Consider the following 25,338-nt stretch of genomic DNA (forward strand, 5'->3'; position numbering starts at 1 on the left):
GATATTTTGATCTGGGGAAGTTTTTAATGCTGTATAACCAAGGGCTTAGTGAGAACGCCTTCTGCTGTTTCAAGCCGGACGGTATACCAACCGGAAGGCAACTGACGAGCGGCAAATGTAAAGCTTTTATTAAGAGAATCCTTAATTTTCCGGTCAAGAACTGTCTTGCCCGAGGCATCTGTAACCCTTAATCTGGCTTCTTTCGCAACAAAATCCCCCTTCAAATGGACCTCGAAAGCCTCATTAGCAGGATTTGGGCTAATGCTGACCGCTACTGCCGAGGGTTCCGTTTCCGCAGTTTGGGTCAAAATGGGCGATTCACCAATGTGCAGCCTTACTACCGGCACGATATCGTACCCAAAACCCAACATGCTGAATGCCCCTTCATTGCCAACGTCTAATGCACTGGCGTACTGTGGAACAAGCCCGGGCGTGGAATTGTGCGCAGCAACCGTTGCGGTATAATCAATTGTGTCACTGGCTAGCATAAAAAGCAGAGGGGGCGTAGGGTCATTGTACCGTACGCTGATGATGTAGTAGGTGCTGTCTTTCAAGGGTATGCCTTCACCTTCAAAGGACACCGGAAGCGTGATCATGCCCAGCCCCTCTGTCCCGTTAAAGGGGTATAGATTTATACCTACCTCCTGCAGCTCTTCAGCATCTGCCTCATTATTGTTGTTCAGGTCGCCTGCCCACTCGTGCAGGACTACATTGACCGCCCGGCTGAAATTGGCGAGCGGCACCGGATTGCTTACGGCAAATGAAACATAGCGGGCGTACAACCCATCACCATTGGGGATGAAAAAGCAATTGCCGTAGCTGTAGTCTACCTGTTGCACCGGAGCAATATCGCGGGTAAACCCTGCCTCTTTGGCAAATGTGGAATCGGTGATTTGAAAACTCCAGCTGACGTTGTCATTTTCCGGCCGTTGGTCCGGCTCTATATGGCTGGCCCCGTAAGTGCCCCGGTACATGCCGGTACCAGAAATAACTGATGAGGGCATGGGTTCCTCAAAGGGCAGGTTTTCGTAAAGCTCGTTGACGGCCAGTACTTCGGCCACTGGTTCTTCCGTTGAGAATAGAACCTCTTCGTTGTCCGCCGTATTGGTCAACTGGAAACTACGGGAAACAACAGTAGCGTTCGCGCTTCCAATATTTTGCAGATCAGATTGGAGCGGGATATCCGTAAGCTGGCCTACCGGCGTTTGCATATTGGGGAAGCGGGCGAAGAAGTTAGGGTTCGTCCTCAAGTCGCTGTCGGGGCGCTCTTCCAGCGCAATATCGTCGAGTGCCCAAAAGTAAAAGTCGCCCGCCCAGGTGAATTTGATCCGAAACTCATTGACGCCGTCCAGGCTGGGCAATGGGAAATACTCTCTGTTGTCATAGGGCGGAAGCTGATCGCCGTTAGCGCTTGTTACCGGGGTGAGGTAGGGGTTGACGCCTTGCGGTGCGCTCCAGGTAGTGCCTCCGTTGGTACTGTACGAAAAGGAAGTGATAAACCGGGTGCCCTCAGAAGAGGGGGCGTTGAAGGCGGTATTGCCCAGCCAGGCTAATTGGTGAAAAGATAATGCCAGGGGTTTACTGGCTTGTGTAAGGTCAATGACTGGCGAAATCAGCTCGCAAATGTGGAACTGCTGTCCGGGCTCGTCTCCTAGTGTGGTGTAATAGTCCCCGTCGAAGAGCATCGCGCCATCCACCGCTGTTTCGGAATGAATGAAGAAATCCGGCCCTAACGCACTTTGATCGGCGCCCAGCCCACGGCTGGCGTCCCCTCCACTGCGCCATTGCCAAATGGAATCGCTTTCACTATAGAACAGGACATTAGAGGTCCAGCCATTGTCCCCAAACTCGAAAGGTTCGAAAAAGACCGCATTATCGGGAGCAGCAGGGTGATTTTCGGTAAGGATGACATCATCAATCATCCAGGCGAATTCATAATTAGCAGCCCATTCCCATTCCAGCTCTACTGAACTTTGCCCGGCAGCCAGGTTGGTGATGTCGAAAGTCACAACGTAGGGGCGGCCCGGGGCAATGTCAGGGTTAGGCGCCAGTTGCTGTGCATTGCGCCTCAGGGTGGGGAAGGGGCGGAAGGTGGATTCGCCAAGCGGGGTGATGACCCTTAGCACGGCTTTCTGAAATGCTGCTTCGTTATCGGTGGCGATACTGGTTTGGAATTGCACAAAGACCCGTTCGTGCCCGGAGCAATCAATGTTATTGCTCCGCAACCGGCTGATGTGGCCGTTGCCAGGTAAGGGGCCCGCCGCACCGGAATTGAGCAGCATAAAACCATTGTCAGCCGATTCAGCGTAAAAGCCTTCGATTGGGCCCTGATCAGACAGGCACTCCGCAAAGTCATTGCAGTAGGTCCACAATACATCCCGACCGGAAGCATCGGTTGAGGACCACCCGTTAGGCAGGCCCGCCTCAAAGTGGACTTCCCAAAAAGGAATAGCTCCGGAAGCAGAATATACGCACAGCGTGCAAAACAGGAAAAGGGTAAACGTTTTTTTCATAGCTTAATCCAGGGTTTTGATTTAGAATAGAGTGGGAGGTAGCTCCCGGGCGCAAAATGCACTAATAAAGAATACATCAATTTAGCGAAAAACCGGTCTCTGGTCCAGCGAAAGAAAGCCTTTAGCAATCCAGGTTACGAAATCTCTCCTTCGCTAAGGAGCTGCTGGTATTCTTTTTCCAGTTGCTCCCGGTTTACAGGGACCACGCCTACCCGTTCGCATACCTGCCCGCCTGCCAGATTGGACAAACGCGCAATTTCCTCCAGCGGCATGCCCAGGGAAAGGCCAAGCCCGGCAACTGCAAAAACCGTGTCACCGGCACCACAAACATCCGTAATGGACCTTGGGTGGGTGGGAATGGTCTGCCCTTCTCCCCGGTTGTTGAGGTAAATGCCTTTTTCCGAAAGGGTGACCAGGCTGTAGGGGTTGCCCAGTTTGCTGCGCAGGTGATTAGCCGCTTTATTCAGGTCCTCCAGGGTAGGTTGCACCTCAAAGGGTATTTGTGCCCGGATTTCTTTTAGATTGGGCTTAAAGAGCGTGACGCGTTTGTAAGACCAGAAGTTGTCAAATTTAGGGTCCACAGCGGTAGGAATGTCCCGCTTGATGGCCTCCAGGATAACCGCCCGGATAACCGGATAGGAAAGCACGCCCTTGTTGTAGTCCTGAAAAAGGATGGCGTGGATTTCTTTTTGCTCGAGCAGGTCCACCACGAGGTGCAGCAGGTTTTCCTGTTCGGTGTCCGAGAGGGGGTGCGTATCTTCGGCATCAACCCGGAGCAGGTGCTGATTGCCTGCAATGACTCTTGATTTGACAGTGGTGCGGCGCTCTTTCGATTGCAGGAGCCCACGGTCAGAAAGATGTACGCCCGGCAGCAGGTTGCGTAAACCAGAGCCATTCTCATCGGCTCCAATTACAGAGCACAGATAGGGCGTTGCCCCGAGTGCTTTGAGATTGAGGGCAACATTAGCAGCACCGCCCAGGCGGTCTTCCTGGCCCGTGAGCCGGACTACGGGCACCGGCGCTTCTGGCGAGATGCGGTCCACACTGCCATTCAGGTAGCGGTCGATCATCACATCGCCAATGATCAGGATGTTCTGCTGTTCAAATGCCGGGAAAGCCTTCAGGTTAGAAGTCATAATCTATAATAGGTCAATGGAATTTTGAGTCGCTGACAGTGCCGTTTAACCGAACAGCAAATATAGAAATATGCCGTAAAAATGCTAAAGCTGAAAAGGTCTACAAACCGGCACTTTCTATCCAGTGCAGTACTTTTTGGGTTGCGCCCTGATTTTGGGTGATGTACCGGAGTGCCTGGCTTGCTGCTTCCTGATAGGCTTTGGGCTCCTGAAGCCTCCGCAGGGCATCAGAAAGGGTTTGTGCATCCTCAATCACAAATCCGCCTCCTTCTTCCACCAGGTAGCGGGCCTCTTCAAATTTGTGGTAGTGGGGGCCAAAAAGCACCGGCAGCCCAAATGCAATAGGTTCCAGCGTGTTGTGCAGCCCGGTTTTAAACCCACCCCCGATGTAGGCAATCCGCCCGTACTGATACAGCGCAGAAAGCATGCCGATATTGTCAATAAGCAGCACCCTTGTACGGTCAAGCTTTTCCAGGTTGTTCCCGGCTGCGCTAAACCGAATACAGGGCAAGGCAAGTTGCTGCTCAATGTTTTTTAGGTGGCTTTCCGATATTTCGTGGGGCGCAATGATGACTTTCCAGTCCACGGGAAGCTCTTTATTCAAATAGGGCAAGAGATAAGCTTCGTCTTCCGGCCAGGAGCTGCCCACCACAATAACTGGTGCAGATTGACAAAATGCAGCCGCGACTGTTATGCGGGGCGCTTGAGCGGCAATGGACTGAACCCGGTCAATGCGGTTATCTCCCGCTACGGTACAACACGAAATGCCTGCTTTGGACAGCTGCTCACCAGAGGCTTCGTTTTGGACAAAAAGATGGCTGAAACCCTTTAGGATGCGGCGGAACGGCCCGCCGTAAAATTTGAAAAACAGTTGGTCTGGCCGGAAAAGGCCGGAAATCAGTAGGGTCGGGACGTTCCGCTTTTGCAGTTGCTGCAAAATATTGAACCAGAATTCATACTTAACGAAAACCGCAAGCTGTGGCTGCCAGAGGGTTACAAAAGCCCTGGCCTGTGCAGGTGTATCCAGTGGGAGGTAGGCCACCACGTCCGCCTGCGGGTACTTTTTGCGGACTTCGTACCCGGAAGGAGAATAAAAGGTAAGCAGAATAAGTGGTGGCTGCTCGCGTGCGCTAAGCTTTTCAATTAGCGGCCGCCCTTGTTCAAACTCTCCCAGGGAGGCACAATGAAACCAAAACAGCGGCCGTCCTTTCGGCAGTGCGGCCTTTAATTGCCGGTGCCGGCTCTTCCAGTTTTGCCGCCCCTTTACCCATTTGCGGGCTTTGGGGTGAAACAAAGCCGCCAGTTGCATCGCTAGCCCGTAAAGGTAAATCCCCAGGGTATACCCAAACATCAATAGTAAATTTCTTCAGAAGCCCGCTCTCCAACGTAGAATGGCAAAATCCAGCCCACCCGAAAGCCGACATTCAGGTCCACACGCTCTGTAGTGTCCTGCTGCCGGCTGGCAAAGTCAAATGCCCTGCGGCTCATCGTAAAGCCCTGCGTGAATTCCACACCGGCAAAAAAGTTGATCAGTTTGTTGGTACTTAGTATCTGATAGCCAATAAACTCTGTGAAGGCCAGCCCATTGCTCAGGCGGTCGTACCCCTTTTTGTATTGGTCGTCAAGCTGAGGCACAAAATTGAGCGGGTCATCCTGTATCCGGATTTTATGCTGTAGCAAGCCCGCACTGGCTGTCACCCGCAGCCCGGAGCGTGGGTTCCTGGAAAAGCCCAGCGGGATAAGCTTCCCCACGTGCCCTCCTAAGTAGTAGCCGCGCATTCTAAGCTGTATATCGGCATAGCCTCGGTTGTTGCCAATAATGCCCCCCTGATCGTTAAGCAGCCCTAGAATCGGATTTTCTGCGACCTGATTGCCAAAGTAGTAGTTCATGCCCAGCCCGAACAGCCAGTTGCCCTTGTCGGTAATAAACTCTAAACCGGAGCCCACACTGAAATGATCGCCGAAGCGTTTGCCCAGGTCCCCGCCCGGAGAATGGTAGGCGTAACTGACGTTGAAAAGAATGCCATTGCCCCGGTTGAGGTCAAACTCCCCATATTCCTGGGCAGTAGATAGAAGCGGCAGCAACAAAAAGAGCCAAAAGTACGTACGCATAGGTAGAGTGATTCTGGTTTCCTGCAAAGGTAGGAAAATCACTCGCATCAGGACTGGCAACAGCCACCGGAATTCGTTAGCTTTGTCGTCCAACGTCCACAAACACACCGAACCACTGTACCGCAAATCAAAACCAGAGAACATGTCTAAGCCAACCACAATCCTTATTACCGGTGGTGCCGGGTTTATTGGGTCGCATCTTGTCCGCCTGATGGTCAGCAAATACCCCGATTATCACATCGTTAACCTCGATGCCCTGACCTACGCAGGCAACCTGGAGAACCTCAAGGATATCGAAAACGCTGCCAACTACACTTTCGTCAAAGCGGATATTACGGACGCTGCTGCCATGCAGGAGCTCTTTGCTGCCCATGATTTCGACGGCGTCATCCACCTGGCTGCGGAGTCCCACGTGGACCGCTCGATTGCCAATCCGATGAGCTTTATCGAAACCAATATCGTGGGCACCGTGGTCCTGCTTAATGCCGCTAAGCAGCACTGGGGGGATTTTTCCGGCAAGCGCTTCTACCACGTTTCCACAGATGAGGTGTACGGCACCCTGGGTGAAACCGGATTTTTTACCGAAGAAACAGCCTATGATCCCCGTTCGCCCTATTCAGCCTCCAAAGCGAGTTCTGACCACCTCGTCCGGGCTTATTACCATACCTACGGGCTGCCCATTGTCATTTCCAACTGTTCGAACAATTACGGCCCCTATCAGTTTCCAGAAAAGTTGCTGCCGCTGATGATCAACAACATCCGTCACAATAAGCCACTACCGGTTTACGGCGACGGCCAGTACACCCGAGACTGGCTCTGGGTGGAAGACCATGCTGCCGCCATCGACCTCATCTACCATGAAGGCAAAAATGGCGAGACGTACAATATCGGTGGCAATAACGAATGGAAAAACATTGATTTGGTCCATCAGCTTTGTGATGTTATGGACGATTTGCTGGGGCGTGATCAGGGCACTTCCCGGGCGTTGATCACTTTCGTGAAAGACCGGCCCGGGCACGACCGCCGCTATGCCATTGATGCCACCAAGCTGATGAATGAGCTCAACTGGGCACCCAGTATTCAAGCCGAAGAAGGATTGCGCAAGACCGCCGAGTGGTACCTTGGCAATACAGAATGGCTGGAGCGGGTGACCTCCGGGGCTTACCAGGCCTATTACGAAAAACAATACCAGACGAACGTATAGCGCATGATTGAACCTTCCGAAGAAGTACGCAGGCGGTCCCGCCGGTTCATGCGGATTTTTAACCGCCTGCGCCGATTTTTCGCAACCACTTTTATTGGGGGGCTGGTGGTGATACTGCCCCTCACCCTGTTCTTTTTCCTGGTCCGGATACTGATCAACTTCATGACGAATTTGGTCTCCCCGGTCCGGGCGCTGTTGCCTTTTTCAGAGGAGCTGCCTTCGTGGTTTCTGGATTTTCTTGCACTGGCAATTGTCCTCACGTTCTTTTTTGCGCTCGGGCTGGTAGTGCGGACCAGTTCGGGCAGTAAAATGTTTGCCAGCTTCGAGCAGCGGTGGTTGATGAACCTGCCATTTTACGGCGTGCTACGGGAAACTGTCCGTCAATTCCTGGGCCGGAAGAAAGTGCCTTTTTCGCAGGTGGTCCTCGTAGACCCCTTCGGCAGCGGCACCCTGATGACCGGTTTTGTAACCGATGATGAGCTGGGCAACGGCTACGTCACCGTCTTCGTCCCTACCGGCCCTAACCCCACCAACGGCTTCGTATTTCATATGAAGGAAGGGGATGTGAAATACGTCAAAACCCGCCCGGAAGACGCGATGCGGTCTATTATCAGCGTTGGGGCGGGGTCTTCGAGCCTTTTCGATTTGCCGGAAGCTGGGAAAGCGGTGGAGGGAGATACAGAAAAAGAATTACCTTCGTCCCATAATTAGCCAGCGTTATGCAAGGACTACAAGTACTTTTTGAGGACAACCATTTGATTGCGGTCAACAAGCCTGCGGGCATGCTCGTGCAGGGGGACATTACAGAAGACAAGCCCATGAGCGAGTTTGTGAAGCAATACATTGCCGACCGCTACAACAAGCCGGGTGCCGTTTTCCTGGGCACCATCCACCGCCTCGACCGTCCGGTGAGCGGGGTCGTGATTTACGCCCGCACCAGCAAGGCACTCGCTCGTATGAACGCCCTTTTCCAGAAGCGCGAAATCCAAAAGACCTACTGGGCGATTACCGAAGAGCGCCCGGACCCCTTATCCGGTCACCTGGTCCACTACATCGACAAAGACCGCACCCGCAACGTCGCCCACGCCTCCGTTCGCCCCCGCAACAAAGACGCTAAGAAATCCGAGCTTGATTACGAACTGATCGCGGAAGTGGGCAACCACCACTTGCTTAAGGTCAACCCACTGACCGGCCGCCCCCACCAAATCCGCGTACAGCTGGCCCGCATTGGCTGCTCTATTCGGGGGGATGTGAAATACGGCGCGCCTGCCCCAAACAAGGACGGCTCCATTCACCTGCACTGCCGGTCCATGTCCTTCGTACATCCAGTGCGCAATGAGCCGGTCACCATTACCGCCAATCCGGTGAATAAGGATGAGGTATGGCAGATGTTTGCCAATCAGTGGCGGGACCGGTAGGCAATATGGTCATGCCCCGCCTTGCGTATTGTCGTGCAGTGCATTTTCTTTTTCGGGAAGCCCTTACCCTGCTAAACCCAAATAAACGATGAACAAACTCCAGTTAGCAGTATTAGGCCTGTTTTTGATTTCAGGGCTTCATGCCCAGTATGCGCCCGCTATTGATCTCTTTGATGAAGTAGGGAACGTACAGTTCAGCATAGGCTCAGATGTAAATGGCGACGGCCGCACCGATGTTATTTGTGCTACAGATAAGCGCCTGTTTTGGCTCCCGCAGCTTGAGGATGGCACCTTTGGCCATCAAAACCCCATTGACTTTACGGACCGGCTTTACCGCTCCCTGTCCGGCTTCGATATGGATAGCGACGGGGACGAAGACTTGCTTTTTGCTTCCTACCAGGCCGGTTTCGGGATTCACTTCAATAATGGTGATGGCACCTTCGGGCCGCCCACGATCATTTATAACGCCGGGCTTGTGACAGACCTTTTCCTTGCCGACCTCAATGGTGACGGGCAAACCGATGCCCTTGTCGGAGAATCTCAGGGCGTATCCTGGCTGCCCGGACAGGGTGACGGCACCTTCGGCGATGCTCAGCTCCTTAGCGCTGATCATAATAGTGCCAATAGCGTGCATGCAGAAGACCTGGATGGGGATGGTGATCAGGACGTTGTGGTTGCCGCTCATTCCGACCATCGCCTCTGCTGGCATGAGAACCTGGGCAATGGCACTTTTGCTGATTTTCAGGTCATCAATGATATTCATTTGGGCCCTAATTCGGTCGTTACCGGAGACTTTGATGGGGATGGCCTGCCAGACATCGTTTGTTCCAACCGCATTGAAGACGAAGGTGGTGCCGGGCTAACCCTTTTCCGCAATCTGGGCGGCGGTGCCTTTTCCACACCTGATACCCTGCTGCCCGCCTACGGTAGCTACTATGTGCAGACTGCGGATATGGATGGTGACGGCGACCTTGACCTTGCTTCCTGCCACCGTTACGGAGAAGTGGGGTGGCTCCAAAACGATGGTACCGGTCATTTCGGGCCGGACATCAAGTTGCAGGATTATGCCGCTTATCAGCGCTTTCTTGACCTGCCCGACCTCAATGGAGATGGTTTCCCGGACATCCTTTATGGAATTAACAGCTCGGCCCCTCCGAAGGAAGCCCTGCTCTGGCTGGCTTCTGAAGGCAATGGAGCGTTTGCCCCGCCCGCGCTTGTAGAACTTGGTGTATACCAGGTCGGTATCCCTGTAGTTGCTGATTTTGACCAGGATGGCCGGCCGGATATTGCCGTGGGCTCCGGTGGCAGCGATGCCCTGGTTTGGGTTAGAAATGAGGGGCAGGGGTATTCGCAGCCCAGGCTGATTGCAAGGAGGCATAATTTTGAACCTGCCAGTATTGCCGTGTTTGATTACAACAACGATGGCTGGCCGGATGTCCTCGCAGGCAGTGTGCAGGACAATGCGACCAACCAAAGCATCTATTGCGTTTACCTCAACAATACCGATGGTACCTTTACCGAAACACCCCCTTTCGAGAGCGGCTATTTTTTCAAGCGGGACCTTCAGATGGCAGATATGGACGGTGACGGTGATCTCGATATGCTATGGGCCTCTCCGAGCCACAACGGGCAGCCTACCGGTTACGTAGGCTGGGTGCCGAATAATGGCAGTAGTTGGGGCGGCCACATCTTTCTTTGGGAAGAAGTGGAAGGAGTACTGGATGTCCTCCCTACGGACCTAAATGGCGACGGCCTTACCGATATCGTTGTTTGCAAAGGCGATTACCCGGTGATCGATTACCGGATTAATTTGGGAGGAGGGGATTTTTATAACCTTCATACCCTGACCACGAACATAACAACGGCGCTCTATGCACAGGCCGCTGATTTGAACGAGGACGGCTTAATGGATATCATCGTTTCTGCGGATAACAGCTTTGGGGGAGAAGACCGGATCGCCTGGTGGCCAGGTACAGGGGGCGGCTATTTGGGGGCGCAGCAAGATATTTACGTTGGTGGCCCGGCTATGGAAAAATTCACACTAACGGATTACGATGGTGACGGGGTGCAGGATATTGTCACTTCGGGGTATCAGGACTTTCCCATGCAGTGGTTGAAAGGGCAGGGCAACGGTGATTTTCTGCCTCCTTTGCCCATCCCAAATGCAGCTATTGCGGTGCGGGGCTTCGAACTGGCAGATATGGATGGCGATGGCGACCTGGATATGGTAGGTAATGCTGAGACCCCTCCGAATGGAGGTATCGACCGTATCATTGTCTCTTATAATCTGGCCAACGACGTGGGCGTTTCCGGGCAGGTTTTCTTTGATATCAATGCCAATGGACAGCGCGACACACAGGAGGTCCTCCTCGACCGTTTTCCAATCACGATAGAGCCTGAGGCACTGGCGGTCTTCACAGATGAGGAAGGGCGGTTTACCGTATACGGGGCAGAAGGCACCTACAACATCAGCCCCCAGCTCGAAGCATGCTGGGCCCTGACTACCACCCCCGAGAGCTACGAAATCACCTTCGATGGCACGCCCATTGACAGCCTGGAATTTGGTGTAAGCCCGAATACCGAGGAGCCCGAAGCAGGCATTACCCTGGCTTCTGCGCCCACCCGCTGCGGCTTTACCGTGCCCTTTTGGCTCAATTACACCAATGATGGCTGCTGGCCCTTCGACGGGCAGGCCTACCTGGTCCTCAATGAGCTGGCCGAATTGGTGGAAGCGACGCCCGTGCCGGCTCAGGTGTCAGGCGATACCCTGTTCTGGGACTTTGAAGGGCTGCAGCCGGGAGAGAGCCGCTCCGTAGCGTTGAGCATGGTCATTGCCGGGGTGGAATTTATCGGTTCGCCCATGGATATTCAGGTGGGCGTAGTGCCCTACAATGCCATAGGGCAACCCCTGCCCGCAGCGACCTTTGGCTTCACTTCCATCATCAACTGTGCGTATGATCCCAATGACAAGCAGGTGCACCCGGCGCGTTCGGAACAACCGCCTTTTACTCAAAACTATACCCTGTTTGAGGAGCCCCTGCTGTACACCATCCGTTTTCAGAATACGGGCACCGATACCGCCTTCAATGTGGTTCTGCGCGATCAGCTATCGGAAGACCTCGACTGGGCCACCTTTGCGCCAGGCAGCAGCAGCCATCCCTACGAGGCCGTACTGTACGAAGATGGCCGACTGGAATTCCACTTCCGGGACATCCTGTTGCCCGACAGCACCACCAATGAGCCGGAAAGCCACGGTTTTGTGCAATTCGAAATCGAAACCCTGCCCGGGCTGGACGAAAATACCCTCGTTGAAAATACCGCTGGCATTTACTTCGACTTCAATCCGCCTATCATCACCAACACCGTTCAAAATGTGATGGTATCCGAACTGCCCGACTTCACGCCCGCGGCCGCTTTTGCCTACGAAACGGCTGATTTACAGGCCGTCTTTACGGATATCTCCACCAATACCCCCACTAGCTGGGTTTGGGACTTCGGCGATGGGCAAGGCAGTACGGCGCAGCACCCGGAGCACATCTATTCAGCATCCGGCACTTACACGGTTTGCCTCACGGCAGCTAATGACTGGGGTGGGAATACCTATTGTGAGGAGGTGGTACTGATCAGCAGTGGGTCAACAAGTCTTTCCTTTGGCAATAAAATTTCCCTGTTTCCTAATCCGGCCCGCGATCGTATTTGGATTAGGTCCTACGGGCAATCATTGCCACAGCGTTTGCAATTGTACAATGCCGCAGGGCAATGGCTTCAAACTATAGCATTGGATGCCAAGGTGACCTCTGTGGATGTCAATGCGTTGCCCGCAGGCCGGTACTGGATGCGTACTGAGACTGGAGAGGTACTTCCGGTGACGATTGTGCGGTAACCAAACTCTACCGCCCCACTATTACCCTTCTTTGAGCTATGCCTGCTTCGGTAAACACCCGGAGCAGGTACAGCCCCGTGCTGCTGCCCGACAGGTCAACGGCATAGGGCGGTTGCCAGTTGTCGCCGATTTCCACGCGCCGGACCAACTGCCCGGAAGCAGTGTACACCTCCAGGTGAGTGACGGGAGCGGGTAAATCCTCCGCATCTACGTAGAAGAGGCCGCGGTTCGGGTTGGGATAAACGTTGATGCGGGCATGCATAGGCTCCGAAAGGGTGGTCGAAGGCGTACCCAGTTCTATGTCGCCTGAGCTGAAGGTGCAGCCATTGGCATCCGTGAGGTGCAATTGGTAAACGCCCGCACTTAGGTTTTGCGGATTGGCGGCATCGGAAACGAACTCGCCATCCAATGACCACTCGTACAGATAAGGCGGGGTGCCGCCGCTAACGGCCACCGAAATGCTGCCATCCATACCGCCGGAGGAGGGCGGGCTGAGTTCCAGGACCTCCACGGCAATTGGTGCAATCGCTCCTATTTCGTAGGCCGCTATGGCCGAGCAGTTGTTGGCCAGGTCGGTGACCGTCACCCGGTAGCTGCCGTTCATAGCCTGAGTGAGCAGAGGGCCGTCATATCCGTTTTGCCAGGTATAACGCAGGCTGTCGGAACCGCCCAATGCTGCCACTTGCAGGACAGCGTTGAAGTCGTTGGGGCAGTCATTTTCTTCCAAAATTTCTATCTCCACATCCAGAGGGCAGGTAGCAGGGCAGTTGATCGTACCGGAAATCACAGCATTGCACCCGGCTTCATCCGTTACCTCCGCGAAGTAAGCCATGCCATCGTCAAGCAGGCTGCCATCGGATACGCCGGCAAAGGTGTAAGCGCCGGAGCCACCGGTAGCTTCCAGCAACAGGAGGGCACGCCCGTTGCCAAAGCATTCCAGGTTGGCGAAAATAGACAGGGGAGCGGCCTCAGGAGCCCCGCTTGCTTCGTCCACCCGCAGACAAGCTGTACCCGCTCCCGCCCAGCCTGTGAGGCTGCTATTGACCCCGAGGCGCAGGAAGTACTGCTGACCGGGTGTCAGTCCGGTAAGGCGATTGGTATGGGTGCAGGCATCGGGGGCCGTGGCGCAGAAAATTTCTTCGAGGTTGGTACAGCTGCCGCTGAAAACGCTTAGTGTAGCCACAAAATCGCTTTCCAGGTCAAAAGCCACCGAGCCAGTGCCCGGTGTGGTGAAGGTATACCAAACGGCATCAGACTGCCCGAGTGCGCAGGAGGATAACGGTCCGGAAAAGCCTGCCCCGGTGGGTTGTACAGTGGTGCAGTCATCGCCCAGCTCCAGTTCAATGGCGGTGCTGCATAGCACATTCAAAGGTGGTGCGGGAGTGGCAGCTTCGATTTTTACGCAGCAGGTGCCTTCCAATGTGGCAAAGAACCCGCTGAGCTGCAGGTAATAGGCCGTACCGGGTTCGGGGGCTTCGAGGTAGAGTTCCTGCCCCAGTTCATTGCAGGCGACCTCTTCCAGCGCTCCGCAACTGCCCCGGTAGACGGTGAGCACATCGGCAAAATCGGCTTGTGAGTTGATGCGCAGCGGCGTTCCATCTTCCGGGGTAAAGCGGAACCAGATGTCAGCCTGTGCTTTGTTGTTTCTGCTTGGGACGGGCCCTTCAAAGGTGGCGTGGTAATTATTGCCGGCCACACAATCGCCATCGACTTCGAGCGGCAGCGCATTGGCGCAGCCATCATTAGCCGGAGGGGGCGGGGGAGGGCCATCGCCACTCAGTTGGATGCAGTGCGGGCCGCGGGGCACTCCAAACTCCGCGCGCTGACCGTGCACCCGGATAAAGTAAGTGGTGCCTGCTGTGGCTTCAAAGTACAAGTCTTCCCCGGTAAAACCATGCACGTCGTAATCGGTGCAGGTGAGTACTTCCGGGGAGGTGCAATCACCGGTGAAGATGGTGACCGCATCGTTGTACCCGGCAAAGGTGCGCAGATGCACCCACTGACTGCCCGCTGCGTGGTATTGGTACCACAGGCTGCCTGCGCCGGGCGGTGTGCAGGCGTCAGGTCCGGTGTAGACGCTGCCCTGATTGTTGCCGGCCGTGCAGGGGGCGTCAAGTTCCAATACAATGGCGTTCTCGCAAAGGTCATTGGTACTGCCATCGCCAATCAGCTTGATATTATCCAGCGCGGCCCACCAGCCCCAGCCGTTGCCATCGTCGTAGAGGAAGGCCAGGCGCATCTGTGGGCTACGGTATTCAGACAGGTCGACCACCAGCTGAACGGAATTGTCGAACAGCGGCCCGCCCTGATCTTCGAGATAGGCTTGTGCCCAGGCTGTCTCGCCGGTCGCTTCATCTCTTAGGCCCACCGAAAGGCTTTCCAGGTCCGTGTATTGCCGGATGACGGCATCGAATTCGAGGCGGTACTCTGAGAATTCCAGCCCGTTAATGACCGGGCTTAGCAGAAGGGCTTTGGAAAAGGGGGCATCTTCGCCCAGTCCATCGTCATCAAAGAATGCCATGCAGGAGCCGTTGATGCTGTTGTTGGCGCCGGCATTTTCGTTATCCACCATTCCAAATGACCATCCCGCCGGGCCACTTAGGGTTTCATTGAGCCAGCCATCGGGCAGGGCGCATTCGTTGAAGGTTTCCAGAAGGACAGGGGTGCCGCTGCCAGTGCCTTCCACCCGGATATTGTCGATGCCGGCCCACCAGCCCCAGGTGCCCCCATCGTCGTAGCGGACGGCAATTTGCAAAGTCTCGTGGGCAAAGAAAGTGAGGTCGATTTCAACTGGCAGGAATGCTGAAAATTGCGTCCCGGTCTGCCCTTCCACGCCCTGAAAGCGGCGGAGCAATTGCCATTCATTGCCATCGAAAGCCAGGAGGTCAAAAGCATCGAGCCCGTCGTAATTCCGGAAGTGGACATCGGCGTAGAGGGTTACCCGCGACCAGCCGGTGGCATCGAAAGTCGGGGATTCCAGTTGCAGCGTCCAGGCGGGGCTGTTCTCACCCGTCGCATCATCATCCATGATCAGCATGCAGCTGCCGTCGATAGCGCTGCCATCGCTGTTTTCATTTTCGGGCAGTCCAACGGACCAGGCCGCATCCGGGTTGCCGGTGAGGTTGACCGTCCAGTTGCTGCTCAGGCCACAGCTATTGAAGTCTTCTTCAAAAAGCAGCTCCTGAGCGGTGGTTGCTACAGTGGAAAGCAGCAATAGGAATAAAGGTAAGATGTATGTCTTCAAGGTTCAGATGCTTTGCTCCATGAAAGTTACAAAATAATCGTTGGGTTTTTGCTAATTTTAGGAATTGCGATTCAATACCAGCCACTATGCCAGATTCATTAGCGCCCTATCAGCCGAGTGCGGAAAAGCCCTGGAACGAACAACGGGTGCAGCATCTATATGCCCGCCTTGGTTTCGGAGCCGCTCATAACACCGTCAGTGCCGGGCTGTCCCTTTCGCCTCAGGCGCTGGCCGACCAACTGCTCGATGGGGCCTCCAACCTGCCTGCTCCCGATGCCCCGTACTGGGCCAACTGGGCTTACGACGATTACCCGGATGACGATATGCAGACTTATTTTGAAGTCAAGAGCGCCTTCTTCCGCCGTTGGATCCGGGAAATGGCTACCGAGAGCGCACGGTCCAAGCTGGCACTGTTCTGGCACAACCACTTTGTGACCCGGGAAAATGACTACGCCTGCAACTCCTTCATGTGGCATTATTACGACCTGCTGCACCGGCGGGCATTTGGCAATTTCCGCACTTTCGTGGAAGAAATGGGCGTCAACCCAGCCATGCTCACCTTTCTCAATGGGAATCAAAACATCGCAGCGCAGCCCAACGAAAACTACGCCCGCGAACTCATGGAGCTCTTCACGATGGGGGAGGGCAATGGCTACACCCAAAACGATATCGTGGAAGTGGCCCGCGCCCTGACCGGCTGGCGGGTGAATATGTACTCCTGTGATCCCACCGTCACCTTTGACCCTAACCTGTACGACAATACCTCCAAAACGATTTTTGGGCATGCGGGCAATTGGGGGTACGATGATGTGCACGACCTCATTTTTACGCTGCGGTCGCAGGAGGTGGCTAACTACATCTGCAGCAAGCTCTATCGCTTTTATGTCTATGAAGCGCCCGACCCGGTCATTGTGGAGGGCATGGCGCAAACTTTCCGGGACAACAACTGGGAGATCATGCCCGTGCTGCGGCAGCTTTTCCACAGCGAGCACTTCTACGAGCAGCGCTTCATCAATGCCCGGGTGCGCAGCCCGCTGGAAGCCCTGGTTGGCGTCATTCGCAGGACGGGCGGCATTTGGGAAGAAGATTACAATGAGGACCTCATTGGCTACCTCACCTACCTGGCGGGCAATCTCGGACAGGAAGTCTTCAACCCGGCGGATGTGGCGGGCTGGCCGGAGCACCACAGCTGGCTAACGGAAAATACGCTTACCGCGCGATGGTCAGGGTGTGAGAATGTGCTGTACAGCATGACCGGTTCACAGGCGTTTCTCGACCGCCTGCGCGATATGGCTATCGAACGGGTGGGGCTGGAGGAAACCGACCCGGCGGTCATCACACAATCACTTGCCACCTTATTTCTCAACCGCCCGCTCGAAGACCGACTGCTGGAAGTGGCTACGCTGCACTTCAAGGGCGATGTGCCTGACAATTACTTTGAGGACGGCACCTGGAGCCTCTACTACGGCGGTGTGCCCTGGCAGATTGTCAACCTATTTGTTCACCTGGTCCGCCTCCCGGAATGGCAGCTCAACTAACCTCTGAATAATGGCAAAGCACGATCACCAGGATACCTACCACCCCAAGGCCAAACGCTACCTGGAGCGCAAAAAAGGCACCCGTTTGCAGGATGGCGAAGCCCACGAAAATATGCATCAGGAATGGGGCCGGCGGGATTTCCTGAAAATGACCGGCCTGGCTGCGCTGGGCGGTGCCCTGACGCTGAGTGGTTACCCGGTGAGCGCCTTTGCACCGGGGCCTATGCTGGCGGGACTGTCGAATACGAACTGCGGCGACCGTGTGCTGGTGCTGTTGCGCCTCAAAGGGGGCAACGATGGGCTGAATACGGTCATCCTCCGTGGCAATGACACCTATTACAACATCCGGCCTACCCTTGCCGTACCCGAAAATGGACTTTGGGCGCTGTCCGATGATTACGGCATGCCGAACGAACTGCTCGGGCTGCAGCCCTTTTGGGAAGAGGGGCGCATGAAGGTGGTGCACAACGTCAGCTATCCTCAGCAAAATTATTCCCACTTCCGCTCCTCCGATATCTGGGCTTCCGCCTCCGATAGCAGCGAGGTGGTCAATACCGGCTGGATGGGGCGCTGGCTGGAACAGGACCTGCCTGCCTTTCTGAGCGCGCCGCCGGTTATCCCGCCTGCCCTGCAGATTGGGGTGCAGCCTAATATGATCTTCCGCAGCGACTCTGCCAATTATGCCCTGGCGATCAGCAATCCGGCGGAGTTTTATCAGATTGCACAAACCGGCACGCTTTACGAGTCGGGCAACCTGGGCAATCAGCCTTTCGAGCGCGAACTGCGGTACGTGCGGCAGGTGGCCAATAGCGCCTTCCGTTATTCGGAGTCTATTCAGCGGGCCTACAACGATGGCAGCAATCAGGTGGCCTATCCTGACAACTACCTCGCCGAACAAATGGCGATCGTTGCCCGCATGATCAAAGGCAGTCTGGGCACCAAGGTCTTTATGGTAAGCATCGACGGCTTTGATACCCACAGCAATCAGGCGAATTTCCACCCCAATCTGCTGGACTGGGTGGGCAGCAGCGTGGAAGCTTTTTATGCTGACCTGGCGGCCTCCGGGCATAGCGAAAACGTCCTGACGATGAGTTTCTCTGAGTTTGGCCGTACCATCTATGAGAACGGCTCAGCCGGGACAGACCACGGTACCGGTGCGCCCATGCTGCTCTTTGGCGAGGGGCTGGGCAGTGAATTCCTGGGCGAAGCCCCTGATCTGGACAATACCGATCAGTACGGTGATCCTTTCTTTTCGGTGGACTTTCGTTCGGTTTACGCCAGCGTTATGCAAAACTGGCTGTGCACGCCCCCGGAAGTCACGGAGCACCTTCTGGACAGTGAAGGGCTACAGCCACTCGATGGATTGCTGCCCCCTTCTGACCTGCCAATCGGTGCCAACGAAGTGGGAATGCTGCTGGGCCACGAGCCTTCCCCGGATGGAGGACTGGCTTTTGATATCCACTATGCGGTCCGGCAGCCCGGCCCCGTGCGTATTGTGCTGCTTTACGAAAACGGCACTACTGCCCGCACCCTTTGGAACCACTATCAGGAAGCGGGCAGTCACCGGCTTCGTTTTGTACCTTCTGAGTTCTTCCTTAGCCCCGGCCGGTATTTCTATCGGCTGGAAGCCGGTGGGCGAGCGTTTACAAGGCTTATCAGCTGGTAAAGACTGGAATTTCATATTTTTATTTTATTTTTTTCTTTTACTCATTCATAGTTTTCTTGCTTGTTTTAAAATAAAAAGCCCAGTCGGGTACTCAGCCAAAAATAAACACCAAACAGAGCATCATTTTAAAAACCTATGCCATGAAAGTCACCCTAATCAGCATCCCCGTCCGGGACCAGGAAAAAGCCCTGCAATTTTATACCGATAAATTAGGTTTCATCAAAAAGAAGGATGAGCCCTTAGGTGGCGGCAACAGGTGGCTGACGCTGGTCTCAAAAGATTGGCCCGACGGCCCGGAACTGCTGCTGGAGCCTGCACCCAATCATTTTGAACCCTCAAAAGTCTACCAAAATGCCCTAAAGGATGCCGGGATGCCCTGGACGCAATTCGACGTCGATGACGTGGAGGCTGAGTATGAGCGGCTGACGGGCCTCGATGTGGAATTTAGCGTTAAGCCCACGGAAATGGGGTCGGTGAAATTTGCCATTTTGGATGATACCTGCGGCAATTACATTCAATTGGTACAGACGCTGTAGTAAAAGGTGGGAGGTGCTTTCCACCTGTTTTGGAATGGCGCAAAGTCCCTGTAGGGACCAAATGTGGGTAACCTCCAATGTGTTGCTGCCCCCCGCGCCGTAGGTGCGGCAGGTGCCGCCTCCCAAAGATTGAAGCTAAGCCTGAGCCGCGCGGAAAAACGATAAAGCGTAGTCGTCTCATCGGGGTCCGTTGCTCACCTTCCGCAACCTAACGGCGCGGAACCAAAGCGTAGGCTGTGGGTTACCGACCTATTGCCCTAAAGGGGCATCGGCTCTGCATCAATGGTCTGCAGCCACAGACTGCTCAACGCACCAACGATACATCGCCAGATACTACGCGGCGCTCACCATCCCGAATGCTCCTGTATTCATAGGACCAGACGTACACGCCTACAGGCACCTGTTTCCCTTTAAAAGTAGCATCCCAGCGTGCAAATGGCTGCGTACTATTGTACTCCCGGCTCATCAGCTGATTGCCCCAGCGGTCAAATATCATGAGTCGGCCTTCAAAAGCATAATCGGACTTAAAGAAAAAAAACAGCTCGTCATTGATGCCATCTCCGTTCGGGCTGAAGGCATTAGGTACAAAGGAATTGATAGAACAATCTGTTTCCGACACTTGGTAAAAAAGCTGTCGTTCACCGCATTCGCTCAGTAGATCGGCAATGTACAAGCCCGGACGGGAAACCGTGTAGACCGTGCTCGTATCTCCACCGGGCCACACAGCCGGCACAGGCACCTGTAGGCTAAGAGTACTGCCCCTGCACAACTCAGCAGCTACTTCACGGCTTTCATCCGGTATACGGACCACTATGGTCTGATCCATTAGCAGGCATTCGCCAGCATCGGCGGTAACGGTATAAGGTCCTTCCCTCGTAAACGCCCGCAGGCCACCCTGCCAGCCATCGCTCCAGGCTATTGGCAAATCGTAAAAAGCGGCATCCACTACTGCTGAGTCAGCTCCGCAGAGCATTATTGTATCCGGTACCACATCAAAAGGAGCAACCACAACATCATCAATGTAGAAATAAGCAGAGTTGAAGTCGGGCTGGATATAATCGCAATCCCGTATTTCTTCGGCGGCCGTTTTAACGTTGCCCAATAGTACGAGCGCTTCCCGGCCCGTGCTCTGGTAGCAAGTGCTCATCGTCGTCCAGTCTTCTGTATAATCGAGTAAAGTATCGGACTCCAGCACAACCTGTTGCCACTGCATTTCTATATCGGTAAAAGAAAGGCCATTGGTATTGGAATAGCAAAAAGTTTCGAACTCATCTCCGCATTTCTGCCGGGGGTGAAAGGAAAAAGCCACGTAAATATCTGTCTCAGGAGGCAGGGGCGCTGTCAGGCGGGCGTAGATACGCTCTTCCACGCTCATCTGTGCCAGGCCTGCCATACCTTCGCCGGTGTGGGGGAAGACTCCAAAACACCCACTCGGCGGCACGAAAAAACCGCTTTCAGAACAGAAGTGAAACAAATCAGGGGTAGCCAATGGAGGATTGACGACCTGCCAGGGCACTGCTTTGTCTGCCCGGCCGTAATCTAGCGCACAGTCGCTCAGTCCTTCGAAGCCGGGGTTTGGCACCAAGTTGACTTGTGCGCCAATAGTGGTGGCATACAACAGCAAGCCCGGGATGAGGAGCCGGAAAAATTTTGCTTTTGCTTTGACGGCAAAGGATAGTCTGGGAGAACCCATAAGCGGTAGGTATTGGTCTATTCTAAAATACGGAATTTTGGCGATGGTAACTAATGATTGACCTTGATTTCAAAAAATTGAAGCTAAGCCGAATCAGCGCGGGGAAACGATAAAGCGTAGTCGTCTCATCGGGGTCCGTTGCTCACCTTCCGCAACCTAACGGCGCGGAACCGAAGTGTTGGCTGTGGGTTACCGACCTGTTGGCATTAAAGGGGCATCGGTATCGTGCAAAGCATTAGGCAGGCTGTGCTTTACGTGCGTTTTGACTTCAGGCAAATCACTCGCTAATGGACAGGGGCAATCCGCTCTGGGCCAACTGGACCTCGGCGGGGCTAAGGTTGGGCTCTATGGTCAATCCTCCTAATTGGGATATTTTTTGAAACGCAATCTCATATACCCTAAATCAGGTATTTTTGAGTTTTTAATACGCATTGAGCAACATTGTTTTTTGGTTGTCGTAAATTTGAAATGTTAACGCAGTTGGTCGTAAAAGCGACAAATTATCTGTTGAAAGCAGACCCGGCTGCCAATGATCCCAAAAAACACCTGTTACTATGCAATCCATTACCTTTTACTTCCTTGCAAATATCCATTCTGTTTACCGTTTTGGCCTTCAAACCAGGTAAAGAGAAAGCAAAGCCCTTTCCGTTTTCATCTACCTTTTCTTCAATACGCACGGTTACCTTGTTTGTCCGCGGTTTTCGCCCTGAGCGCCATATGCCAGGAAGTGAAAAACGCTTCAGAAAAACGGGGCAATCGAAAGCATAGCACCCTCCGTTTAGTACTGAGTTTTTAAGACCGTCTAATTTCCAGCTTAACAGTCTCTGCCTTACTGTCTGTTCGCACAGTTGGGCTCAACTCCTTTTGAGCATACTCCCCCCTATGCCGTGGATAGCGTTTTTGAAGTTGAACCGTACTCCGGTTCACCCTTTACCAGCGCTGGTACAGAGGAGAGCTATTTCTTGGTTATTCATAGCTTGATGGCAAGCCTGAGGTTTGCTTTAACATACGATATTATTACTTAAACCATCGAAACCCATTATTTATGAGACCGATTTTTCTTTTACTGTTATTCGGATTATGTACTATGGCGGCATACGGCCAGGAGCAAAAATCCACCTTCGACTTATTTGGTGACGGTAAGCCCAAACCCGCTGAAGAAACCTATGAACAGGTTACGGGCGGCACCCTGCTCACCATTGATTTGGAGGAATTGAAAGCTCTGCGGGAAGCAGCCCCAAACCATTTCAGCATAGATCTGCCCCAAGCCGATGGCAGCAGCCTGGAATTGCACCTGGGCAAGGTCAATATTTTTGCTGAAGATTTCAAAGTAGAAACCAGTTTCGGCAGCCGGACAGAAGAGGTTGACCTTGGAGTCCACTACAAAGGGATTGTTGCTGGGCATTCTTCTTCACTGGTAACGGTCAGCGTCTATGAGCAGCAACTTGTAGCCCTGTTCAGTGATGGCCGACACAATTATGAGCTTGCCAAGCTAAAAAGCGAAGCGGATCGCTATATCCTTTTCAGGACCGCTGACCTAAAAGAGCGGCTTAAGGAACAGTTGCTACAGTTCAATTGCCACATCGAAACGGAGGGGAGAGACCTGCCGGAGTATACCGAAGATCAACTCTTTGGTGTGAGCGACTCCAGAGGCGGTTGCCAGGTGATACAGGTCTACCTGGTGGCAGATTTTTCCTACTACACCGTTTGTGGCTCAGACCTCACCGAAACAGCGAACCGCCTGACTGCTGTTTTTGCGCAGACGATGAATATTTACAATGCGGAGAACATCAATATGGTGATGTCCGGAATGTTTATTTGGACATCCGACGATAATGCCTTCGAAGAAGATTCGAGTGCAGCATTTCAGCGCAATCAGTTCAGGGATTATTACAACACCACAGGTGCCGGTTGGCCGGGTGACCTGGCACAGCTGATTTCCGGAACCTCGACATTTGGTACCGGGGCAAGTGGTATTGCTTTTTTTGATGGCCTCTGTACTTCAGATTCCTATGCGTTGACCAGAGCCGGTGGCAATTCGCCCATTGTTGACTGGACGATGTACTCTCGCTTTGTAAAGGTCTTGACTCACGAAATTGGCCACAACCTGGATTCCCGCCACACCCATGCCTGCGTTTGGAATGGCGATGGCACCACGATAGACGATTATGGTAATGTGGACCCTATGGGCGTGGTTGTGGATGAGCCTGAAGGAGAATCTTGTCTGGACACACCCTACAAACTTGGTGTTTTCCCAACAATTATGAGCTACTTCGATAGCTTTGGGCACGGTACATTCAATATGACAAACGGCATGGGGACACAGCCCGGCAACGTGATGCGCAATTACGTAATGAATGCCGGTTGCCTGGATGATGGCAGCAACGTCCCTCCCGTAGCCCGTTGTCAGGATGTCACCGTACAGCTCAATTCCAGCGGCAATGGCTCCACTACTGCAGCAGCAGTTGATGATGGCTCCTACGATGCTTGCGGCAGCTTGCAGCCTTTGGTGCTCAGCCAGACCAGCTTTACCTGTGCTGATGTGGGGGAGAATACGGAGTTCCTGACAGTTACCGATCTTGATGGTAATATCAGCTTTTGCTTTCTTACCGTCACAGTGGAAGACAATGTCGCCCCATCCGCAGAATGTCAGAATGTAACGGTACAGCTTAATGCTAATGGTGATGGGTCTACTTCGTTGGCTGCTGTAAATGACGGCTCCAGCGATGCCTGTGGCATTCAATCTTTGGTACTCAGCCAGGTCAATTTTAATTGCAGTAATGTAGGGAACAACGCTGAGACGCTTACGGTAACAGATGTCAATGGCAACAGCGATATTTGCAACTTTACCGTTGCGGTTGAAGACAACGTAGCTCCTGAAGCCCTTTGCCAGGATGTGACCTTGCAACTTGATGCCAACGGGGATGCCTCCACCTCGGTAGCAGCGGTAGATATTGGCTCCAATGATGCCTGTGGTATCAATTCTTTGGTGCTTAGCCAGGCAGGCTTCGACTGCGATGAAGTCGGGGGTAATTCGGAAACACTCACCGTCACCGATGTCAATGGTAATGTGAGTGTTTGCAATTTCACCGTTACCGTGGAAGACAATATCAAGCCAACTGCAGTTTGCTTCAATCCAACTGTAGCATTGCAGCCTGATGGGTTATACACCCTCCAGTTAAGCGATATCTTTGATGATGTCAACAGCAGCGATAATTGCAGTATTAGCTCGGCAGATTTCCCCGGCGTAACTTATACCTGTGATGATGCCTATTTGACTTTCCCAGTGGTGCTCACCGTTGAAGACCCGAGTGGCAATACAGATGATTGCACCGCTATGGTTACCGTGGAAATTGGCACCGCCTTACCTCCACAGTGGACCGCCAACGACATTGGCGATCAGGGCGATGGCAGTTTTTATGAATATGATCCTTGTATCAATGACAACCCTGATCTTGGCGACTTCACCATTGGCACCGGAGGCTATAACCTTATTCCTCAAAATTCTGATAATCTGGCTTTTGCCAGCGTTCCTCTTTGCGGCAACGGCGGCATTCAGGCCCGCATCCGGGACGTGGTTGGCGGCTACGCCGGGCTGATGATCCGGGAGAGCAGTGACCCGGGCTCCAAAATGTATGCCGTTTATTCGAACCTGACGAATCTGTTGCGGCGGGAAATTCGGTATACCCAGAACGGCCCACGGAGCAGCAATAATTTTTACGCATCCTTCCCCGAGTGGCTGCGCCTGACCCGTCAGGGCGACCTCCTACGGGCATTTTACCGCAATACCAGCGGTGGTGGCTGGGTGCTCTTCCATCAGGCATACCTGCCGATGTCGAACTGTGTGGAAATGGGGCTGGCGGTTTTCTCAACCGACCCGTTCGGAGATGCCACTGCCGTTATTGGCGAAGTGCGCTACCTGAGTCAGGGCGGCAGCCTTGCTGTGCCCAACACGATGGAATGGACGGCGGAATCGGCTCCGGTTATCAAAGCGGGTATTCTGCCTAATCCGGTCCGGGATGCGTTCACGCTACAATTCAGCCAACCTCTTGCAGCGGAAGGGCAGGCGACCCTGCTCAACGAGTTTGGTCAACGGATTACCCAGCAGCCTTTAATGGAGGGGGAGACGGAGCTGGACTGGAGCGCTGCCTCCCTGCCTGCCGGGCTTTACTTTCTGGAGGTCTTCACAGAAGATGGCTACCGGGAAGTGCTGAAGGTGGTGCGTCAGTAGACTGAGTTTTGTTATTTAGGTTGGAACTGCAGTTTGGGCTTGGCCCGGGCTGCAGTTTTTTTTGCTGGAGCAAAGGGGCGGGGCGGGCAGAGCCGTTAGGGTATACTTTAAGTGTAGGCTGCCCCAGGGAGTATGCCCTAACTTACGGTTGGGATAGGTGCGAC

The 25,338-nt window shown here is 53.8% G+C and carries 15 protein-coding genes; 9 read left to right on the forward strand and 6 right to left on the reverse strand.

Features of this window, described 5'->3' with window-relative positions; genetic code table 11:
• Nucleotides 1–23: 23 nt before the first annotated feature.
• The 4 genes from MRY86_RS15790 to MRY86_RS15805 form a co-directional block, all read right to left on the reverse strand.
• Complete coding sequence (locus tag MRY86_RS15790) at nt 24–2,513, reverse strand: T9SS type A sorting domain-containing protein (RefSeq protein ID WP_293571638.1); 2,490 nt, start codon at nt 2,511–2,513, stop codon at nt 24–26.
• 134 nt (nt 2,514–2,647) lie between these two features.
• Complete coding sequence (locus tag MRY86_RS15795) at nt 2,648–3,649, reverse strand: bifunctional ADP-heptose synthase (RefSeq protein ID WP_293568531.1); 1,002 nt, start codon at nt 3,647–3,649, stop codon at nt 2,648–2,650.
• A gap of 100 nt (nt 3,650–3,749) precedes the next feature.
• Nucleotides 3,750–5,000, reverse strand: a complete 1,251-nt coding sequence (locus tag MRY86_RS15800) for a glycosyltransferase N-terminal domain-containing protein (RefSeq protein ID WP_293568533.1) — start codon at nt 4,998–5,000, stop codon at nt 3,750–3,752.
• Nucleotides 5,000–5,761 carry a hypothetical protein gene (locus tag MRY86_RS15805; RefSeq protein WP_293568535.1) on the reverse strand — a complete coding sequence of 254 codons (762 nt, stop codon included), beginning with the start codon at nt 5,759–5,761 and terminating at the stop codon, nt 5,000–5,002. The genes MRY86_RS15800 and MRY86_RS15805 overlap by 1 nt, the downstream gene beginning before the upstream one ends.
• 142 nt (nt 5,762–5,903) lie before the next feature.
• On the opposite strand from MRY86_RS15805, the gene rfbB reads away from it, so the two are divergent.
• From rfbB to MRY86_RS15825, 4 genes are all read left to right on the forward strand, one after another.
• On the forward strand, nt 5,904–6,965 hold the full coding sequence (gene rfbB, locus MRY86_RS15810; protein WP_293568537.1) for a dTDP-glucose 4,6-dehydratase: 1,062 nt from the start codon (nt 5,904–5,906) through the stop codon (nt 6,963–6,965).
• Between the two features lie 3 nt (nt 6,966–6,968).
• Nucleotides 6,969–7,676, forward strand: coding sequence for a DUF502 domain-containing protein (locus MRY86_RS15815; protein ID WP_293568539.1), 708 nt, complete (start codon nt 6,969–6,971; stop codon nt 7,674–7,676).
• Between the two features lie 8 nt (nt 7,677–7,684).
• The gene (locus tag MRY86_RS15820; RefSeq protein WP_293568541.1) at nt 7,685–8,383 is read left to right on the forward strand and encodes an RluA family pseudouridine synthase; all 699 of its coding nucleotides are present in this window, start codon (nt 7,685–7,687) and stop codon (nt 8,381–8,383) included.
• Between the two features lie 88 nt (nt 8,384–8,471).
• Complete coding sequence (locus MRY86_RS15825) at nt 8,472–12,266, forward strand: FG-GAP-like repeat-containing protein (protein ID WP_293571640.1); 3,795 nt, start codon at nt 8,472–8,474, stop codon at nt 12,264–12,266.
• Nucleotides 12,267–12,273: 7 nt separating this feature from the next.
• Here MRY86_RS15825 and MRY86_RS15830 read toward each other — a convergent pair whose 3' ends face one another.
• The gene (locus MRY86_RS15830) at nt 12,274–15,510 is read right to left on the reverse strand and encodes a T9SS type A sorting domain-containing protein (protein ID WP_293566661.1); all 3,237 of its coding nucleotides are present in this window, start codon (nt 15,508–15,510) and stop codon (nt 12,274–12,276) included.
• A gap of 86 nt (nt 15,511–15,596) precedes the next feature.
• Between MRY86_RS15830 and MRY86_RS15835 the strand changes: the two genes are divergently transcribed.
• The 3 genes from MRY86_RS15835 to MRY86_RS15845 all read left to right on the forward strand — a co-directional run bounded on the left by MRY86_RS15835 (nt 15,597) and on the right by MRY86_RS15845 (nt 19,250).
• Nucleotides 15,597–17,048 carry a DUF1800 domain-containing protein gene (locus MRY86_RS15835; protein ID WP_293566662.1) on the forward strand — a complete coding sequence of 484 codons (1,452 nt, stop codon included), beginning with the start codon at nt 15,597–15,599 and terminating at the stop codon, nt 17,046–17,048.
• A gap of 10 nt (nt 17,049–17,058) precedes the next feature.
• The gene (locus MRY86_RS15840) at nt 17,059–18,714 is read left to right on the forward strand and encodes a DUF1501 domain-containing protein (protein ID WP_293571642.1); all 1,656 of its coding nucleotides are present in this window, start codon (nt 17,059–17,061) and stop codon (nt 18,712–18,714) included.
• Nucleotides 18,715–18,854: 140 nt separating this feature from the next.
• Nucleotides 18,855–19,250, forward strand: coding sequence for a VOC family protein (locus MRY86_RS15845; protein WP_293567966.1), 396 nt, complete (start codon nt 18,855–18,857; stop codon nt 19,248–19,250).
• A gap of 304 nt (nt 19,251–19,554) precedes the next feature.
• Here MRY86_RS15845 and MRY86_RS15850 read toward each other — a convergent pair whose 3' ends face one another.
• A complete protein-coding gene (locus tag MRY86_RS15850) occupies nt 19,555–20,943 on the reverse strand; it encodes a gliding motility-associated C-terminal domain-containing protein (protein WP_293567968.1) in 1,389 nt (462 codons plus the stop codon).
• Between the two features lie 468 nt (nt 20,944–21,411).
• Between MRY86_RS15850 and MRY86_RS15855 the strand changes: the two genes are divergently transcribed.
• Together MRY86_RS15855 and MRY86_RS15860 are read left to right on the forward strand one after the other, a co-directional pair.
• Nucleotides 21,412–21,711: a hypothetical protein gene (locus tag MRY86_RS15855; RefSeq protein ID WP_293567970.1), complete on the forward strand. Its 300-nt coding sequence runs from the start codon at nt 21,412–21,414 to the stop codon at nt 21,709–21,711.
• Nucleotides 21,712–21,988: 277 nt separating this feature from the next.
• Nucleotides 21,989–25,174 carry a zinc-dependent metalloprotease gene (locus tag MRY86_RS15860; RefSeq protein ID WP_293567972.1) on the forward strand — a complete coding sequence of 1,062 codons (3,186 nt, stop codon included), beginning with the start codon at nt 21,989–21,991 and terminating at the stop codon, nt 25,172–25,174.
• Nucleotides 25,175–25,338: the final 164 nt, after the last annotated feature.

The sequence above is a fragment of the Phaeodactylibacter sp. genome, from assembly GCF_022763345.1.
In the GTDB taxonomy this organism is placed as follows: domain Bacteria; phylum Bacteroidota; class Bacteroidia; order Chitinophagales; family Saprospiraceae; genus Phaeodactylibacter.

What these genes read in the sequence shown, in the direction of transcription:
- MRY86_RS15790 (WP_293571638.1), bottom strand. Translation starts at nt 2,513, where the DNA reads ATGAAAAAAACGTTTACCCTTTTCCTGTTTTGCACGCTGTGCGTATAT.
- MRY86_RS15795 (WP_293568531.1), bottom strand. Translation starts at nt 3,649, where the DNA reads ATGACTTCTAACCTGAAGGCTTTCCCGGCATTTGAACAGCAGAACATC.
- MRY86_RS15800 (WP_293568533.1), bottom strand. Translation starts at nt 5,000, where the DNA reads ATGTTTGGGTATACCCTGGGGATTTACCTTTACGGGCTAGCGATGCAA.
- MRY86_RS15805 (WP_293568535.1), bottom strand. Translation starts at nt 5,761, where the DNA reads ATGCGTACGTACTTTTGGCTCTTTTTGTTGCTGCCGCTTCTATCTACT.
- rfbB (WP_293568537.1), top strand. Translation starts at nt 5,904, where the DNA reads ATGTCTAAGCCAACCACAATCCTTATTACCGGTGGTGCCGGGTTTATT.
- MRY86_RS15815 (WP_293568539.1), top strand. Translation starts at nt 6,969, where the DNA reads ATGATTGAACCTTCCGAAGAAGTACGCAGGCGGTCCCGCCGGTTCATG.
- MRY86_RS15820 (WP_293568541.1), top strand. Translation starts at nt 7,685, where the DNA reads ATGCAAGGACTACAAGTACTTTTTGAGGACAACCATTTGATTGCGGTC.
- MRY86_RS15825 (WP_293571640.1), top strand. Translation starts at nt 8,472, where the DNA reads ATGAACAAACTCCAGTTAGCAGTATTAGGCCTGTTTTTGATTTCAGGG.
- MRY86_RS15835 (WP_293566662.1), top strand. Translation starts at nt 15,597, where the DNA reads ATGCCAGATTCATTAGCGCCCTATCAGCCGAGTGCGGAAAAGCCCTGG.
- MRY86_RS15840 (WP_293571642.1), top strand. Translation starts at nt 17,059, where the DNA reads ATGGCAAAGCACGATCACCAGGATACCTACCACCCCAAGGCCAAACGC.
- MRY86_RS15845 (WP_293567966.1), top strand. Translation starts at nt 18,855, where the DNA reads ATGAAAGTCACCCTAATCAGCATCCCCGTCCGGGACCAGGAAAAAGCC.
- MRY86_RS15850 (WP_293567968.1), bottom strand. Translation starts at nt 20,943, where the DNA reads ATGGGTTCTCCCAGACTATCCTTTGCCGTCAAAGCAAAAGCAAAATTT.
- MRY86_RS15855 (WP_293567970.1), top strand. Translation starts at nt 21,412, where the DNA reads ATGTTAACGCAGTTGGTCGTAAAAGCGACAAATTATCTGTTGAAAGCA.
- MRY86_RS15860 (WP_293567972.1), top strand. Translation starts at nt 21,989, where the DNA reads ATGAGACCGATTTTTCTTTTACTGTTATTCGGATTATGTACTATGGCG.